Raw genomic sequence first — 14,055 nt, 5'->3', positions numbered from 1 at the left:
GGGTCAGTCCGCGAGCTTGTGGACGCGGCGTGAGGGGCGCAGGAGCGCCACCACCGAGGCCTTGGAGATGCGGCGTCCCATGAGCGCGCGAAGCGCCTCGCCGAGGACGACCGCCAGGTAGTAGGCGAGGAAGGCGGGGGTGCTCCTGCGTCTGCGGAAGAGCTTCACCTTGTTCACGATGAGCAGGGAGGCGAGCATCGGGTTGATCGCGGAGTCGCCGCCGATGTGCTCGACGACCGAGGCGGGCTCGTACCAGGTGATCCAGCCGTGGTCGCGGGCGCGCAGCGAGAACTCGGTCTCCTCGCTGTAGAGCAGGAACGACTCGTCCCAGGCGCCGATCTCCTTGATGACGTCGGTCGAGATGAGCATGGCGGCGCCGGTCGCCCAGGCCACCTCGCCCGCCTTGGCGTACTCACGCGGGTGGGTGACCATCTCGCCCAGCGTGCCGATCCGGCCCGCGAGGTTGCCTCCGATCACCGCCTCGACCACGGCCCTGCCGACGGCGGGCATCCGGCGCAGCGAGGGCTGCAGGCTGCCGTCCGGGTTGACCAGGAGCGGGGCGGCGATGCCGCGCCCCGGCCGCCGCAGCGACTCCGCGAGCGGCAGCAGGGAGCCGGGGCGCAGCCTGCAGTCGGGGTTGAGCACCAGGACGGCGTCGAGGGTGGCGACGTCCAGCACCTCGACGCCCGCATTGATCGCCGCGGCGTATCCGGCGTTCCTTCCGACCTGGACGACCTGGACGGGAAGGTCGGTGACCTCGCCGACGACCTTGAGGCAGTCGTCCTTGGAGTTGTTGTCGGCCACGATCACGTGTACGAGGTTGACGCCGCGCGCGCCCTCACCGAGGGACCGCAGACAGCCTTCAATCACCTGGGCGCTGTTGTAGGTGACGATCACTATGGCGATCCGGGGGGGACCAGGCGTCATACACGGGTCATCGTCGACCGGCGTGACGCCGTTACTACGTTCCAAACCACGCTCCCGCCTGTCCGGCACCTGGCCCGGCGCCTACTTTGGCAGCCGGATTCCCCTTTTCGCACTCACGTTCAGATCGTCAGTAGACGACCTTTACAGACGTGTTCAGCCGCGAACGCGTTTGTATGTCCGAGAGGCTATGCGGCGCGCACGAACAGGCAAAGGGGGGGTCCCGTCCAGGACACGAGGAGCCCATGTCGCGTCGATGTCGTGGCGCAGGCTGTTGCGGGCCTGGAGCCAGGAGGCGGGCCTGGCGCGGCCTCCGTCGCTGGTGTAGGCGCGTGTCACGTTCGCCTGCCGCAGCCTGCTGAGCACGCGCCTGTCGTAGGAGCCGAAGGGGATCGCGACCCGCGAGACCGGCCGTCCGGTGAGCGTGCCGAGGAACCGGTTGGCCTCGGTGATCTCCTGGACGGCCTGCTCGGCGTCGAGCTTGCGCCAGTCGCGGTGCCCCCAGCCGTGCGAACCGATCCGCATGCCCGCGGCCTGCAACTCCAGCACCCCGGCCTCGTCGAGCCTTCCCGGCTCGCCGAGCAGCCCCGCCAGCACGAAGAACTCCGCGGTGAGGCCGCGTTCGAGCAGGCGGGGCAGGCCGATCTCCAGATCCGAGGCGTTGCCGTCGTCGAAGGTGATGCGGACGTCCTCCCGGCCGACCACGGCGTCGAGCACCTGTTCGAACTGCTCGACGCTGACCCAGGTCTGGTCCTCGCCGGGGTCGAGCTCACGGTCGGTCGGACCGATGCCGTGCACCGTGAGATTGACGACCGAATGCACCGACTTCCTCGTTTCTGATTCGGCACCCTGATCGTAGAAGGGTGCTGACTTATGTCCGGTGTCTTGGTGGATATCGTATTTTTGGTTGGACCGTTACAGATGCTTCGCGTACCACTCCACGGTCAGCTCCAGTCCCTCCTCAAGGCCGACGGTGGGGCGCCAGCCGAGCACCTCGGTCGTCGGGACGATGTCGGCGATCCTGGCACCGTCCAGCGGGCGGCCGGGGAGCGCGCCGTACCGGGGACGCAGCGGGCTGTCGGTGATCCGCACCAGCGCCTCGACGGTGTCACGGATGGAGGTGGCCGTCCCGGTCCCCACGTCCAGGCTCAGGCCCGCGGAGCCCGGACTCCTGCCCGCCGCAAGGAAGGCGTCGACGACGTCGTCCACGTAGACCCAGTCGATCAGGCGCGTCCCGCTGCCGATGGCCGGCTCCTCGCCCCGCAGCAGCGAGAGAGTGACGTACGGCACCAGCCTGTGGTGGTTCATGTCCCCGGGGCCGTAGACCATTCCGACGCGCAGGGTGGTCGCGTGCACGTCCCACAGCTGGTGGAACATCCTCGCGTAGCCGTTGGCCGCCCACTTGGCGACCGCGTAGGGGGAGGAGGGAGCCTTGCCGCCCTCCTCCGGCCTGAGCTCCTCAAGCGACCCGGCCAGCACCGTCCGGGTCTCCGGGTGGTGCTCGGCGACCGCCGTCAGCAGGTTGACCACGCTGGCCAGGTTGCTGTCCAGCATCGCGCGCACGACGCCGGGATCCCGGGTGCCCGTGACCTCGCTGGCCAGGTGGAAGACGACGGAGGGGCGCAGGGAGGCGATGAGGGCGCCGATCGTCTCGGCGTCCCCGACGTCGGCGACGTGCCAGGTCGCCGGGTCGTCGGAGTCCTGCCTCGGGGTACGGCTCACGGCGTGCACCCGCGCGCCCAGCTCGCCCAGGCGCCGCACCAGATGGGTCCCGATGAAGCCGCTCGCACCCGTGACCAGGACGCGTGATCCGCTGTACCGGCTGAAATCCTCCTGCCCGGAGGTGAGGCGATCTCCGGCTAACGGAACCGTGAGCATTGGCGTTCTCCTCGCATGGGACGAGTTCGTCGGATGCTTTCCGTCAGACCCTGCCACATAGGGTATGTCTCCCGAAACACGGTGACACGTTGTGTGCGGGTCTTTGTCCCCATACCTCGCCTGACAGGCGAATGTGGAAGATATCAACTTCACCTGAAACTAACCTGGATTTCCGGAAAAGCAAACGGGGTCGCTCGGGCGAGCGACCCCGTTGCCATGCTTTCCGGGCTTTCCGGGCTTTCCGGTACGGCCCCGTCCGGGAGATCCCGGGAGTCGGGGTCGGTCGTCGTGGTCAGCCGATGCGCCAGGTGTCTCCCGCGAGCAGCAGGTCGTCCAGGTCACCGGGGCCGCCCTTGCCGGTCGCCTCGGCCAGCTGGCCGGCCATCAGCTCGTCGTAGGAGGGACGGTCCACGCTGCGGAAGACGCCGATCGGGACGTGCTCGAAGGCGGGCTCGTCCAGCCGGGACAGGGCGAAGGCCAGCGTCGGGTCAGGCCGGCTGACGTCGTGGACGAGGATCTCCTCCTCGCTCGCCTCGGAGCGCGGGACGACCTCGATGCCGCCGTCCGGCCTGCGCCGTACGGCCTTGGTCGCCGAGACGATCGGCTGGCCGTGCTCAAGGCGCAGCGTGATGGAGTCACGCTGGTCGGGGTCCTTGAGCTGGTCGAAGGCCCCGTCGTTGAAGATGTTGCAGTTCTGGTAGATCTCGACCAGCGAGGTGCCCCTGTGCTCGGCGGCCTGGCGCAGCACCGAGTGCAGGTGCTTCCTGTCGGAGTCGATGGTCCTGGCCACGAAGGAGGCCTCGGCGCCCAGAGCCAGCGAGATCGGGTTGAACGGCTTGTCCAGCGAGCCCATCGGGGTGGACTTGGTGATCTTGCCGACCTCGGAGGTCGGGGAGTACTGGCCCTTGGTCAGACCGTAGATCCTGTTGTTGAACAGCAGGATGTTCAGGTTGACGTTACGGCGCAGCGCGTGGATCAGGTGGTTGCCGCCGATGGACAGCGCGTCGCCGTCACCGGTGATCACCCAGACCGACAGGTCGGGCCGGGAGGCGGCCAGGCCGGTCGCGATCGCCGGGGCCCGCCCGTGGATCGAGTGGAACCCGTAGGTGTTCATGTAGTACGGGAACCGGGACGAGCAGCCGATACCCGAGACGAACACCATGTTCTCGCGCTTGAGGCCCAGCTCGGGAACGAAGGACTGGACCGCGGCCAGGATGGCGTAGTCACCGCACCCCGGGCACCAGCGGACCTCCTGGTCGGACTTGAAGTCCTTCATCCCCAGCTTGACGTCGGACTTCGGCACCAGGGACAGGCCCCTGCCGTTCTGGATCTCACTCACTGTCGATCACGTCCTGGATCACGCCGGCCAGCTCCTCGGCCTTGAACGGAAGCCCGCGCACGCGGTTGTAGCTGATGATGTCGACCAGGAAACGGGCGCGCAGCAGCAGCGCGAGCTGGCCGAGGTTGATCTCCGGAAGCAGCACCTTGTCGTAGGCGCGCAGCACCTCGCCGGTGTTGGCGGGCAGCGGGTTGAGGTGGCGCAGGTGGGCCTGGGCGACCTTGCCCCCCGCCCTCCTGATCCGCCGTACGGCCGCCGCGATCGGCCCGTAGGTCGAGCCCCAGCCGAGAACGAGCACCCGGGCGTCGCCGTCGGGGTCGTCGACGTCGAGCGGCGGGATGTCCTGGGCGATCCCGTCGATCTTGGCCTGGCGGAGCCGGACCATCTTGTCGTGGTTGTTGGGGTCGTAGGAGATGTTGCCGGTGCCGTCGGCCTTCTCGATGCCGCCGATGCGGTGTTCGAGACCCGCGGTGCCCGGGATGGCCCAGGGACGGGCCAGGGTCTCCGGGTCGCGCTTGAACGGCAGGAACGTCACGCCGTCCTCGCCGTTGGGGCCGTCGGCGAACTCGGTGGAGATGTCCGGCAGCTCGGCGCTGCCGGGCACCCGCCACGGCTCGGAGCCGTTGGCCAGGTAGCCGTCGGACAGCAGCATGACCGGCGTGCGGTACTTCACCGCCAGGCGGGCCGCCTCGATCGCGGCGTCGAAGCAGTCGGACGGGGTCGCGGGCGCCACGATCGGCAGCGGCGACTCGCCGTTGCGGCCGTACATGGCCATCAGCAGGTCGGTCTGCTCGGTCTTGGTGGGCATTCCGGTGCTCGGCCCGGCCCGCTGCACGTCGACCACGATCAGCGGCAGCTCGGTGGTCACCGCCAGGCCGACGGTCTCGGCCTTGAGCGCGACACCCGGCCCGGAGGTCGTGGTGACGCCGAGGGCGCCGCCGAACGAGGCCCCCAGCGCCGCGCCGACACCGGCGATCTCGTCCTCCGCCTGGAAGGTGCGGATGCCGAAGCGCTTGTGCTTGGACAGCTCGTGCAGGATGTCACTGGCCGGGGTGATCGGGTAGGACCCCAGGAACAGCGGCAGCTTCGACTGGACCGAGGCGGCGATCAGGCCGTAGGCGAGCGCCTGGTTGCCGGAGATGTTGCGGTAGACGCCCGGCGGCAGCTGGGCGGGCTTGACCTCGTAGGAGACCGAGAAGGACTCGGTGGTCTCGCCGTAGTTCCAGCCCGCCTGGAAGGCCGCGATGTTGGCCTTGGCGATGTCGGGCCGCTTGGCGAACTTGGTCTCAAGGAACTTGATCGTGGTCTCGGTCGGCCGGTGGTAGAGCCAGCTCAGCAGGCCGAGGGCGAACATGTTCTTGGAGCGCTCGGCGTCCTTCTTGGACAGGTCGAAGCCCTCAAGCGCCTTGACCGTCAGCGAGGTCAGCGGCACCGGGTGGAGCCGCCACTCGGCGAGCGAGTCGTCCTCAAGGGGGCTGACGTCGTAGCCGACCTTCTGCAGGTTGCGCTTGGTGAACTCGTCGGTGTTGGCGATGATGTCGGCCCCGCGCGGCAGGTCGCCGAGGTTGGCCTTCAGCGCGGCGGGGTTCATCGCCACCAGGACGTTCGGCGCGTCACCTGGGGTGAGGATGTCGTGGTCGGCGAAGTGGAGCTGGAAGCTCGAAACGCCTGGCAGAGTGCCTGCGGGGGCGCGGATCTCCGCCGGGAAGTTGGGGAGGGTCGACAGGTCGTTGCCGAACTCCGCCGTGCCCGATGTGAAGCGATCACCGGTCAGCTGCATACCGTCGCCGGAGTCACCGGCGAAGCGGATGATGACGCGATCGAGTTGCTGAACCTGCTTGGTCACAGCTCAGTCCTCCTCGACGCGAAAAGGCGCCGTTGATGGTGGCATGTTCTCAGTTCCATGCTAGATCCCTGGGGATAACCCGTAGTGGCTTCGCGTTCCACTCGGCGGAGGAGTGTGACGCATGTCGCAGATCCCTCGGTGGAGGCCGAGTCGAAATCCGGGCGCGGTGAAGACGCGCGTGGCGGCCTGGCGGCGGCCGTGAAGGAGGTCATGATCGCGAGCGGCAGGCCCGACACAGCCCGGCGGCGAGCCGACACAGATCCACGTGCAGGCGGCCGAACAGGACGGTAAGGGTCACGATGCCTAACTATATGTCCCACCAGGGAGGCGGCCTCATCGCCGGTGGCTATGTACTCATAGCCGGCGGCTATGGGGTGACATGGAGACGCCCTCCGCGGGACACCGGTTCTCGCGTCCCGCGGAGGGCGTCTTCGCCCAGCTCCTCAGCCCTGTGAGCCGTCGGCCGAGATCATCTCGCGCGGTCCCTCACCCGAGTCGTAGACCTCGCCCGGCTTCATGCCGGCCTTGCCGTACAGCTCGGGGACGGTGACGAAGGTGTAGCCCTTGTCGCGCAGTCGTCGCAGGATCTCGGGAGTCGCCTTCGCGGCGGTGCCGCCGACGTCGTGCATGAGGACGATCGATCCGGGCCTCGTCTGCGAGACGACCCGGTCGGCGACGGCCTTGGGATCCCGGGTCTGCAGGTCCTTGGCGTCGACGTTCCAGCGAACCAGGGCCAGGCGGTACTGCCTGGCGACGGGCGGCACCCGGTCGTTGACCGCCCCGTACGGCGGGCGTACCAGGCCGGGATGGCGTCCGACGGCCCGTCCCAGCGTGCACTGGGCGCGGCCGAACTGGTCGCCCATCCTGCTGTCGTCCAGGGTGGTCAGGTCACGGTGCGACCAGGTGTGGTCGCCGACGAGGTGACCCTCCCGCATGATCCGCCGCAGCAGCGCGGTGTGGGCGATGGAGTTGGTGCCGACGGCGAAGAACGTCGCCCTGGCGCGCTGGGCGTTCAGCGCGTCCAGCAGCCTCCCGGTGCCCGGGCCGGGACCGTCGTCATAGGTGAGTGCGACGCACTTGACCTTGGCGCAGTCCACGCTGCCGTAGGCGGTGCTCTCGGCGACCGGCAGGGCGGCGTACTCCTTGTACTTGGCCATCCGCTCGGCCCGGTGGTCGACCCCGGCGCCGAACTCGACCGCGGAGCGTTGTGCCCGCTCACCGGCGGGGGACAGCAGCCCCTTCACCTTCGCGGCCGGTACGGCGACCCTGCTGAGGGTGGCGCTTCCCACCTGCTGGTCGTCGAACTCGGCCACGAGGTCGCCGCGGCGGTTGAAGGCCAGCGAGTCGAACAGCCTCGCGTCGGCGGTGATCGCCTCGGGGTCGATCCCGGATCCCGACCGGCCCAGCTGGTCACGGGTGAGCCTGGCGAGCTCGCCCAGCGCGGCCCTGTCCTTCAGCAGGTCCGCGGAGTCGAGGACACGCTTGTCCACCCGGTCGTACCAGACGGTGGTGCGCTCCTCCGACCAGCGGGAGTCGACGGTTCTGCCGATGGTGAGGTTCACGCCCATCATCTGGGTCGAGACCGTCGGCAGCTGCCAGTCCACATTGAACTCGGGCCCGGGCCGGCCGGTTTCCGTGCCGCCCCTGTTGGCCTGGTTGAACGACCGCAGATGCTCGGTGATCGTGCGGTGCAGTCTCTCCGTCAGGCGTGGCGCGTCGCTGACGGACGGGTAGACGGCGTGGGCGCGCAGGCCCCCGGTCTCCCCTTCGGTGACGGTGTGCATGGTGAGTCCGGGGACGTCGGCCGGGTCCACGGAATCGATCAGTGTGGGTTCCGAGGGGATCGGCTCCTGCGCCCTGGGTGTCGCTGTCGCGGTGCCGCACCCTGCGGCCAGCACGGCGATAAGCGCGATCCCTCCGGAAAACCGGATTTTAGGCATAAACGGCACATTACTTGAAAAAGAGTGGTATTTACGGATGCTTGGTATTAAAGGGTGCAGAGTTTGGGATTGACGGCAGGGCCGCATGACGGGGGAGGACGGTGCTGCTATAGCTGGTGGGGAAGGCCTCGCCGTACGCGGAGAGACTTCGGGAAACCCCGTGGAGAGGGGGAGTCATGCACGGTTACTACGGCCCCTACGCGGTGGTCGGCGCGCTGCTCGTCCTGGGCGTCGTGATCGTGTCCGGCGCGCTGCTGGTCAACCGCCTCCTGCGTCCGAGCCGTCCCACCCCGGACAAACTGACGACCTACGAGTGCGGCGTCGACCCGGTCGGTGAGGGCTGGGCGCAGTCCCAGGTGCGTTACTACGTCTTCACCTACCTCTATGTCGTTTTCGCGGTGGACGCCGTCTTCGTCTTTCCGTGGGCGACGGTTTTCGCCGACCCCGGCTTCGGTACGGCCGCGCTGGCCGAGATGTTCGTCTTCCTGGGCTTCGTCGCGCTCGGCGTGCTGTACGCCTGGCGCAAACGCGTGCTCGCCTGGGCCTGAGAACCGCCGGGCAGGTGGGGGACAATGAACAACATGGCGGACCTTCCGATGCCCACCCGGGCACCCACCGTCGGACCGGCCTCACGGCTGGCCCCGAAACCCATGCGCTTCATCCTCAACTGGGGGCGGCGCTACTCGCTGTGGGCGTTCAACTTCGGGCTCGCCTGCTGCGCGATCGAGTTCATCGCGACCTCGATGAGCCGCCACGACTTCATCAGGTTCGGGGTCATCCCGTTCGCGAACGGCCCGCGACAGGCCGACCTGATGATCGTCTCCGGCACGGTGACCGACAAGATGGCCCCGGCCGTCAAACGGCTCTACGAGCAGATGCCCGACCCCAAGTACGTCATCTCCTTCGGCGCCTGCTCCAACTCCGGCGGCCCCTACTGGGACTCCTACTGCGTGACCAAGGGGGTGGACCAGATCATCCCGGTCGACGTCTACGTGCCCGGCTGCCCGCCCCGCCCCGAGGCGCTGCTCAACGGCATCATGCTCCTCCAGGAGAAGATCGCCGCCGAGGGCATGGAGGACCACCGTGCGTGAGGCCCTCGTGGAGCGGTACGGCCCGCGCGTGCGGCTTTCGGAGTCCTTCGGCGAGACCACGGCCGACGTCGAGCCGGGCGACTGGCTCGACCTGCTCGCCTTCGCCCGCGCCGGAGGGTACGAGTTCTTCGACTGGCTCACCGCGGTCGACGACCCGCCGGACGCCTTCCAGGTCGTCGCCCACCTCCTCGACCCCGTCTCGCACCGGCGGCTGCTGACCCGCACCCGGGTGCCGCGCGCCGACCCCCGCCTGCCCAGCGCGGTCGGCGTCTTCAGGGGCGCCGACTGGCACGAACGGGAGACCTTCGAGATGTTCGGCGTCGTCTTCGACGGGCACCCGAACCTCGTCCCGCTGCTGCTGCCCGAGGGCTTCGAGGGCCACCCGCTGCGCAAGGACTTCGTGCTGGCCGCCAGGGTCGCCAAGGCGTGGCCGGGGGCCAAGGAGCCGGGCGAGTCCGACCACGGCTCGCCGAGCCGCCGCAAGACGCTTCCCCCCGGCGTGCCCGCCGACTGGGGGCGCGATGGCTGAGGTGCTGGAGGCGGCCCTCAGGCTCGTCCTGGTCGTCGCCGCCTTCCTGGTGCTGCCGCTGGTCGCCGGTCAGGCCGAACACAAGGTCATGGCGCACATGCAGTCCCGCCTCGGCCCCATGTACGCCGGGGGTTTCCACGGCTGGGCCCAGCTGATCGCCGACGGCGTCAAGTTCGCCCAGAAGGAGGACGTGATCCCCGCCGCGGCCGACCGCCGGGTCTTCGGCCTGGCGCCCGCGGTCGCGCTGATCCCGTACCTGCTGGTCATGGTCGTCATCCCGGTCGGTCCCGGCCTGGTCGGGGCCGACCTGGACGCGGGCCTGTTCTTCGCGCTGGCCGTGATGGGGGTCGGCGTGCTCGGCTCGATCATGGCCGGGTGGTCCTCGGGCAACAAGTACTCCCTCATGGGCGGGATGCGCTCGGCCGCCCAGCTCATGGCCTACGAGCTGCCGCTGGTCCTGGCCGCCTCCAGCGTCGCGATGGCGGCGGGCACGCTCTCCCTGCCGGGCGTCGTGGAGGCCTGGCAGTGGTGGTGGCTGCCCTGGCAGGCGATCGGCGCGGTGGTCTTCTTCGTCGCCGGGCTCGCCGAACTGCGCCGCCCGCCGTTCGACATGCCGATCGCGGACTCCGAGATCATCATGGGCCCGATGACCGAGTACACCGGCATGCGGTTCGCGCTGTTCATGCTGGCCGAGTACGCCGGGATCATCGTGCTCTGCGCGCTGACCACGGTGCTGTTCCTCGGCGGCTGGCAGGGCCCCCTGCTGCCCGGGCCGGTGTGGACGCTGCTGAAGACGGCCCTGCTGGTGTTCGTGGTGATCTGGGTGCGGGTGAGCTACCCCAGACTCCGTGAGGACCAGCTGCAACGGCTCGCCTGGGTCGCCCTGGTGCCGCTGGCGCTGCTCCAGCTCGCGCTGACCGGGATCGTCAGGGTCCTCTGACGCACCGGCCGGATCACTCCCGGCGGAAGACCAGCGCGAGCGAGCGCAGCGCGAGCACGAAGCCGACCAGCAGCAACGCGAAGCCGACCAGCGCGAACAGCCGCAGCTCGGGCGTCACCATCGGCCCCGAGTCCGCCGCGATGAGCACGATCGCCCCCAGCGTCGCCGCCGCGGCCAGGACGGCGACGACCACCTGCTGCACGAGACCGGTCAGGAAACGCCGGTCCCCCTCGTCCGCCAGCGGCCTGATGTTGATCGAGATCCTGCCGTGCTCAAGGTCCTCGGTGAGTTTGTTGAGCCGCCTGGGCAGCCGCTGCAGGATCGGCAGGAAACCGGCGAGACGGCTCTCCAGGTCGGCGCGCACCGACTCTGGCGAGAGGAACTCGCGCATCATCTCCCTGCCCTGCTTCCTGACCGCGCCGACCACGTCGAGGTCGGGGCTGATCAGGGTGAGCGTGCCGTCGAGCGCGGCCAGCGCCCTGAAGGCGGCCGCGATCTGGGGCGGTACGGCGAAGCCGTACGCGTGGATCAGCTTGAACAGCGCGGCGAACAGGCCCGCGCTGCCGTTCCTGCCGAACCCCGAGCGGTAGCGGACCATGAGCTGGCCCAGGTCGCGTTCGAGCTCCCGTTCGGCCAGCCCGTCCGGCCGGTCGAGCATCTCGATGAGGGAGTCGGTGGCGCCGATCGCGTCGTTGTTGTCGACGGCCAGCAGCAGCATGCCGAGCGCGTTACGGGTCGACTGGTCGAGACGGCCGACCGAGCCGAAGTCGAGCAGCCCGAGCCTGCCGTCCTCGGTGAGGAGGATGTTGCCCGGGTGCAGGTCGGCGTGGAAGACGCCGGTGTGCACGAGCTGCCTGAGGATCTCGCCGAGCAGTCGTCCGGCGATCGCCTCCCGTTCCGCCGGGGGCAGCGCGGTCAGCAGCTCGCCCGCCTCACCGACCGGGGTGCCGTCGAGGCGGTCCATGACCAGGAGCCTGCCGGTCGAGTACCCCTCGTGGGCGACGGGCACCCTGATCCCGTCGCCCAGGGTGGCCGCGACGCCCCGCAGGTTGTCCAGCTCGACGGTGTAGTCGAGTTCCTCGTCGAGGGAGGCGGCGAAGCCCTCGGCCAGCCGGGACACCCGCAGCGACCTGCCCCACGGCGTCGTCCGCTCAAGCCACGCGGCCAGCCTCAGGATGATCTCGACGTCCGAGGTGACCTGCTTGCGCGCCCCGGGACGCTGCACCTTGAGCACGACGGGCTTGCCGTCGAGCAGCCGGGCGGAGTGGACCTGCGCGACCGAGGCCGAGGCGAGCGGGGTGGGATCGACCGTCTGGAAGACCTCGGTGAGCGGCCTGCCGAGCTCCTCCTCGATGGCCCGTTCGATCTGCTCCCACGGCTCGGGCTCCGCCCTGGTCTGCAGGGTCGCGAGCTGGTCGACGAAGACCTCGGGCAGCAGGTCGCGCCGGGTCGAGAGCATCTGCCCGAGTTTGACGAAGGTGACGCCGCCCTCGTTGAGCGCGTCACGCAGCGAACGGGCGATCGCGGCGGGCCTCTCCCCGGCCCTGCTGCGTCGTCCGAGGTAACCGCCGAGCCCGTGCTTGGCGGCGATCCGCATGACCTGGGTGTAGCGCCGGGCCCTGCTCCTGCGGGCCTTCCAGCCGCGCAGGAACGCCGAGGGCGCGGGAAGCGTGCCCGTCGGGACGAACAGTTCGAGCAGGACCAGGACGATCAGGCCGATCACGAAGGTCCACGCGGTGACCAGGGCCATGACGGCGAAGACCACGCTGAGCGGGGCGTTGATCCTGCCGTTGGCGTAGACGCCGGTCATCGTGCCGACCTCGGTGGCCGCCCACGCGACGCTCAGGCCCAGGACCACGCCCATGACGAGGGCACGCGGCCAGCCGACCGGCACCCCGAGCGTCCTTCTGGCGAAGAGCGCGACGAGATAGGCGTTGACGATGGTGGCGAAAACAGCGATCAGGTTGGACATGTCAGTATCCGTCTCCGCCGTTCGGGCCGTCCCCGGGTGCCATGGCGCAACCCTAATGCGTTTTCCGGACATAGATCGGTATGTCCGGCGCCGTGTTCACTGGACGATGCGCAGCATGATGTCGGCGGCGGTCGGCCGGTTGCCCGGCTGCTTGTCCAGGCACTCCGAGGCCAGCGGGCGCAACGACTGGGGCAGCGCCGACAGGTCGGGATGCTGGTTGATCACCCGGTTGAGGATCGCCGGGATCGTGTCCTCGCCGAAGGCCACGCGCCCGGACGCGGCGAAGATCATGGTCGCCGCCCAGCTGAACACGTCCGTCTCCGGGCCGATGTTCCCCCCGGCGAGCTGCTCGGGGGACATGTAGGCGGGGGTGCCCATGATGTTGCCCGAGGTCGCGGTGACCTGGTTGAGGGCGCGGGCGATGCCGAAGTCGATCACCCGGGGGCCGTCCGGGCCGATCAGCACGTTCGCGGGCTTGAAGTCACGGTGCACGACCCCCGCCCGGTGGATCGCGGCGAGCGCGCCCGCCGTGGCCAGGGCGAGCCGGGTCAGGCCGTCCTCGTTGCGGGGACCCTGGTCGCGGACGAGCTGCTCCAGCGAGATGCCGTCCACGAACTCGCTGACGATGTAGGCCTGGTCGTCGGTGATGTTCACGTCGAGCACCCTGGCCGTCGAGAAGGTCGCCACCTTGCGCGTCGCCTCGACCTCCCGCAGGAACCTCTCCCTGACCATCTGGTCGCCGGTGAGGTGCTGGTGCAGGAGCTTGATCGCGACCTTCTGCCCCTGCGGGGTGAGGGCCAGGTGGACCGTGCCCTGCCCGCCCTTGCCCAGCTCCCCGATCAGCCGGTACGGCCCCAGCCAGCCCTTGGTCGGGTTCTGCTGCTGGGTGGGAGCCGGCTGCGGCCGGGACGGCTGGGAGTGCTGGAGGTGAGGCTGGGGCTGGGGCCGTACGGTGTGCTGGACCGGCCGGTGGGCGGGCGGGTGGACGTTCGAGGCGACGGTCGGCGCGGTCGGGTACGGCACGGCATGGACCGGGGGCGGGGGCGCGTTGAAGGACTGCACGCCGTAGTTCGGCATGTTCCGCGGGCCCTGCGCGTTGTGGGGGTCCTGCCTGAAGACCGATCCTCTGATGATCAGCGCGTGCCCCATGCCGCCGAGCCAGCTGCCGAAGAGCCCGATCGTCGTGACGGCGTCCAGCCAGCCCGGCATCAGGTCGGTGTCGTCGTAGACGGAGATCGCGACGATGAACACCCCGATGCCCAGGGCGTACAGGACCGCGGCCAGGGCGTGGAGCGGGCTGCGCAGTCTGCGGGCGGCGTGCGCCATGATCAGGGGCGTCCCCATGCCACAGGTGAACAGGGGGACCAGTGCCCACACCACACTCAGCCCCGTATTCGATCGAGGAGGTGGCGGCTGGTTGTGCCACGGGGCACCGTACTGGTGGGACATGTGGCGAAGAATACGTATTTCTGGTTGGTCTTGCAGTCCTCTTCAAGGGTGATTCTTCGGCGGAAGGCGACACTCGAACACACAGTCTGTGGATAACGGCTGTGGATAACTTGGGATGATCGGCGGACGTGTTGTGTTTTGCGAGGT

13 protein-coding genes are annotated in these 14,055 nt (G+C 69.1%); 4 read left to right on the top strand and 9 right to left on the bottom strand.

What is annotated here, in order from left to right; all coding sequences use genetic code 11:
• Positions 1-3: 3 nt before the first annotated feature.
• The 7 genes from ABT340_RS12605 to ABT340_RS12575 form a co-directional block, all read right to left on the bottom strand.
• Positions 4-927 (bottom strand): glycosyltransferase family 2 protein, encoded by a 924-nt coding sequence (locus tag ABT340_RS12605; protein ID WP_352010833.1) that lies wholly within the window; start codon positions 925-927, stop codon positions 4-6.
• A 153-nt stretch (positions 928-1,080) separates the two neighbouring features.
• Positions 1,081-1,746, bottom strand: coding sequence for a polysaccharide deacetylase family protein (locus tag ABT340_RS12600; RefSeq protein WP_352010832.1), 666 nt, complete (start codon positions 1,744-1,746; stop codon positions 1,081-1,083).
• A gap of 93 nt (positions 1,747-1,839) precedes the next feature.
• Complete coding sequence (locus ABT340_RS12595; protein WP_352010831.1) at positions 1,840-2,802, bottom strand: NAD-dependent epimerase/dehydratase family protein; 963 nt, start codon at positions 2,800-2,802, stop codon at positions 1,840-1,842.
• 292 nt (positions 2,803-3,094) lie between these two features.
• Complete coding sequence (locus ABT340_RS12590; protein ID WP_352010830.1) at positions 3,095-4,141, bottom strand: 2-oxoacid:ferredoxin oxidoreductase subunit beta; 1,047 nt, start codon at positions 4,139-4,141, stop codon at positions 3,095-3,097.
• Positions 4,134-5,987, bottom strand: a complete 1,854-nt coding sequence (locus ABT340_RS12585; protein ID WP_352010829.1) for a 2-oxoacid:acceptor oxidoreductase subunit alpha — start codon at positions 5,985-5,987, stop codon at positions 4,134-4,136. Before ABT340_RS12585 ends, ABT340_RS12590 begins: the two co-directional genes overlap by 8 nt.
• A gap of 208 nt (positions 5,988-6,195) precedes the next feature.
• Positions 6,196-6,285, bottom strand: a complete 90-nt coding sequence (locus ABT340_RS12580; protein ID WP_352001834.1) for a putative leader peptide — start codon at positions 6,283-6,285, stop codon at positions 6,196-6,198.
• A 145-nt stretch (positions 6,286-6,430) separates the two neighbouring features.
• A complete protein-coding gene (locus ABT340_RS12575; protein WP_352010828.1) occupies positions 6,431-7,885 on the bottom strand; it encodes a polysaccharide deacetylase family protein in 1,455 nt (484 codons plus the stop codon).
• A gap of 218 nt (positions 7,886-8,103) precedes the next feature.
• On the opposite strand from ABT340_RS12575, the gene ABT340_RS12570 reads away from it, so the two are divergent.
• From ABT340_RS12570 to nuoH, 4 genes are read left to right on the top strand one after another with little or no spacing between them, the layout of a single operon-like run.
• Positions 8,104-8,475 (top strand): NADH-quinone oxidoreductase subunit A, encoded by a 372-nt coding sequence (locus ABT340_RS12570; protein ID WP_352010827.1) that lies wholly within the window; start codon positions 8,104-8,106, stop codon positions 8,473-8,475.
• 33 nt (positions 8,476-8,508) lie between these two features.
• Positions 8,509-9,018 (top strand): NADH-quinone oxidoreductase subunit B, encoded by a 510-nt coding sequence (locus ABT340_RS12565; RefSeq protein ID WP_449343621.1) that lies wholly within the window; start codon positions 8,509-8,511, stop codon positions 9,016-9,018.
• Positions 9,011-9,547: an NADH-quinone oxidoreductase subunit C gene (locus ABT340_RS12560; protein WP_352010826.1), complete on the top strand. Its 537-nt coding sequence runs from the start codon at positions 9,011-9,013 to the stop codon at positions 9,545-9,547. The genes ABT340_RS12565 and ABT340_RS12560 overlap by 8 nt, the downstream gene beginning before the upstream one ends.
• The gene (nuoH, locus tag ABT340_RS12555; RefSeq protein WP_352010825.1) at positions 9,540-10,487 is read left to right on the top strand and encodes an NADH-quinone oxidoreductase subunit NuoH; all 948 of its coding nucleotides are present in this window, start codon (positions 9,540-9,542) and stop codon (positions 10,485-10,487) included. Before ABT340_RS12560 ends, nuoH begins: the two co-directional genes overlap by 8 nt.
• A 13-nt stretch (positions 10,488-10,500) precedes the next feature.
• Here the strand turns inward: nuoH and ABT340_RS12550 are convergent, their stop codons facing one another.
• Both ABT340_RS12550 and ABT340_RS12545 read right to left on the bottom strand, forming a co-directional pair.
• Complete coding sequence (locus tag ABT340_RS12550; RefSeq protein ID WP_352010824.1) at positions 10,501-12,459, bottom strand: ABC1 kinase family protein; 1,959 nt, start codon at positions 12,457-12,459, stop codon at positions 10,501-10,503.
• Between the two features lie 96 nt (positions 12,460-12,555).
• Complete coding sequence (locus tag ABT340_RS12545) at positions 12,556-13,908, bottom strand: serine/threonine-protein kinase (RefSeq protein ID WP_352010823.1); 1,353 nt, start codon at positions 13,906-13,908, stop codon at positions 12,556-12,558.
• Positions 13,909-14,055 lie beyond the last annotated feature (147 nt).

Source organism: Streptosporangium sp. NPDC000239 (genome assembly GCF_040300765.1).
GTDB lineage: Bacteria > Actinomycetota > Actinomycetes > Streptosporangiales > Streptosporangiaceae > Streptosporangium.
The sequence above is the reverse complement of the archived record's forward strand: the minus strand, read 5'-3'. Positions and strand labels throughout refer to the sequence as shown.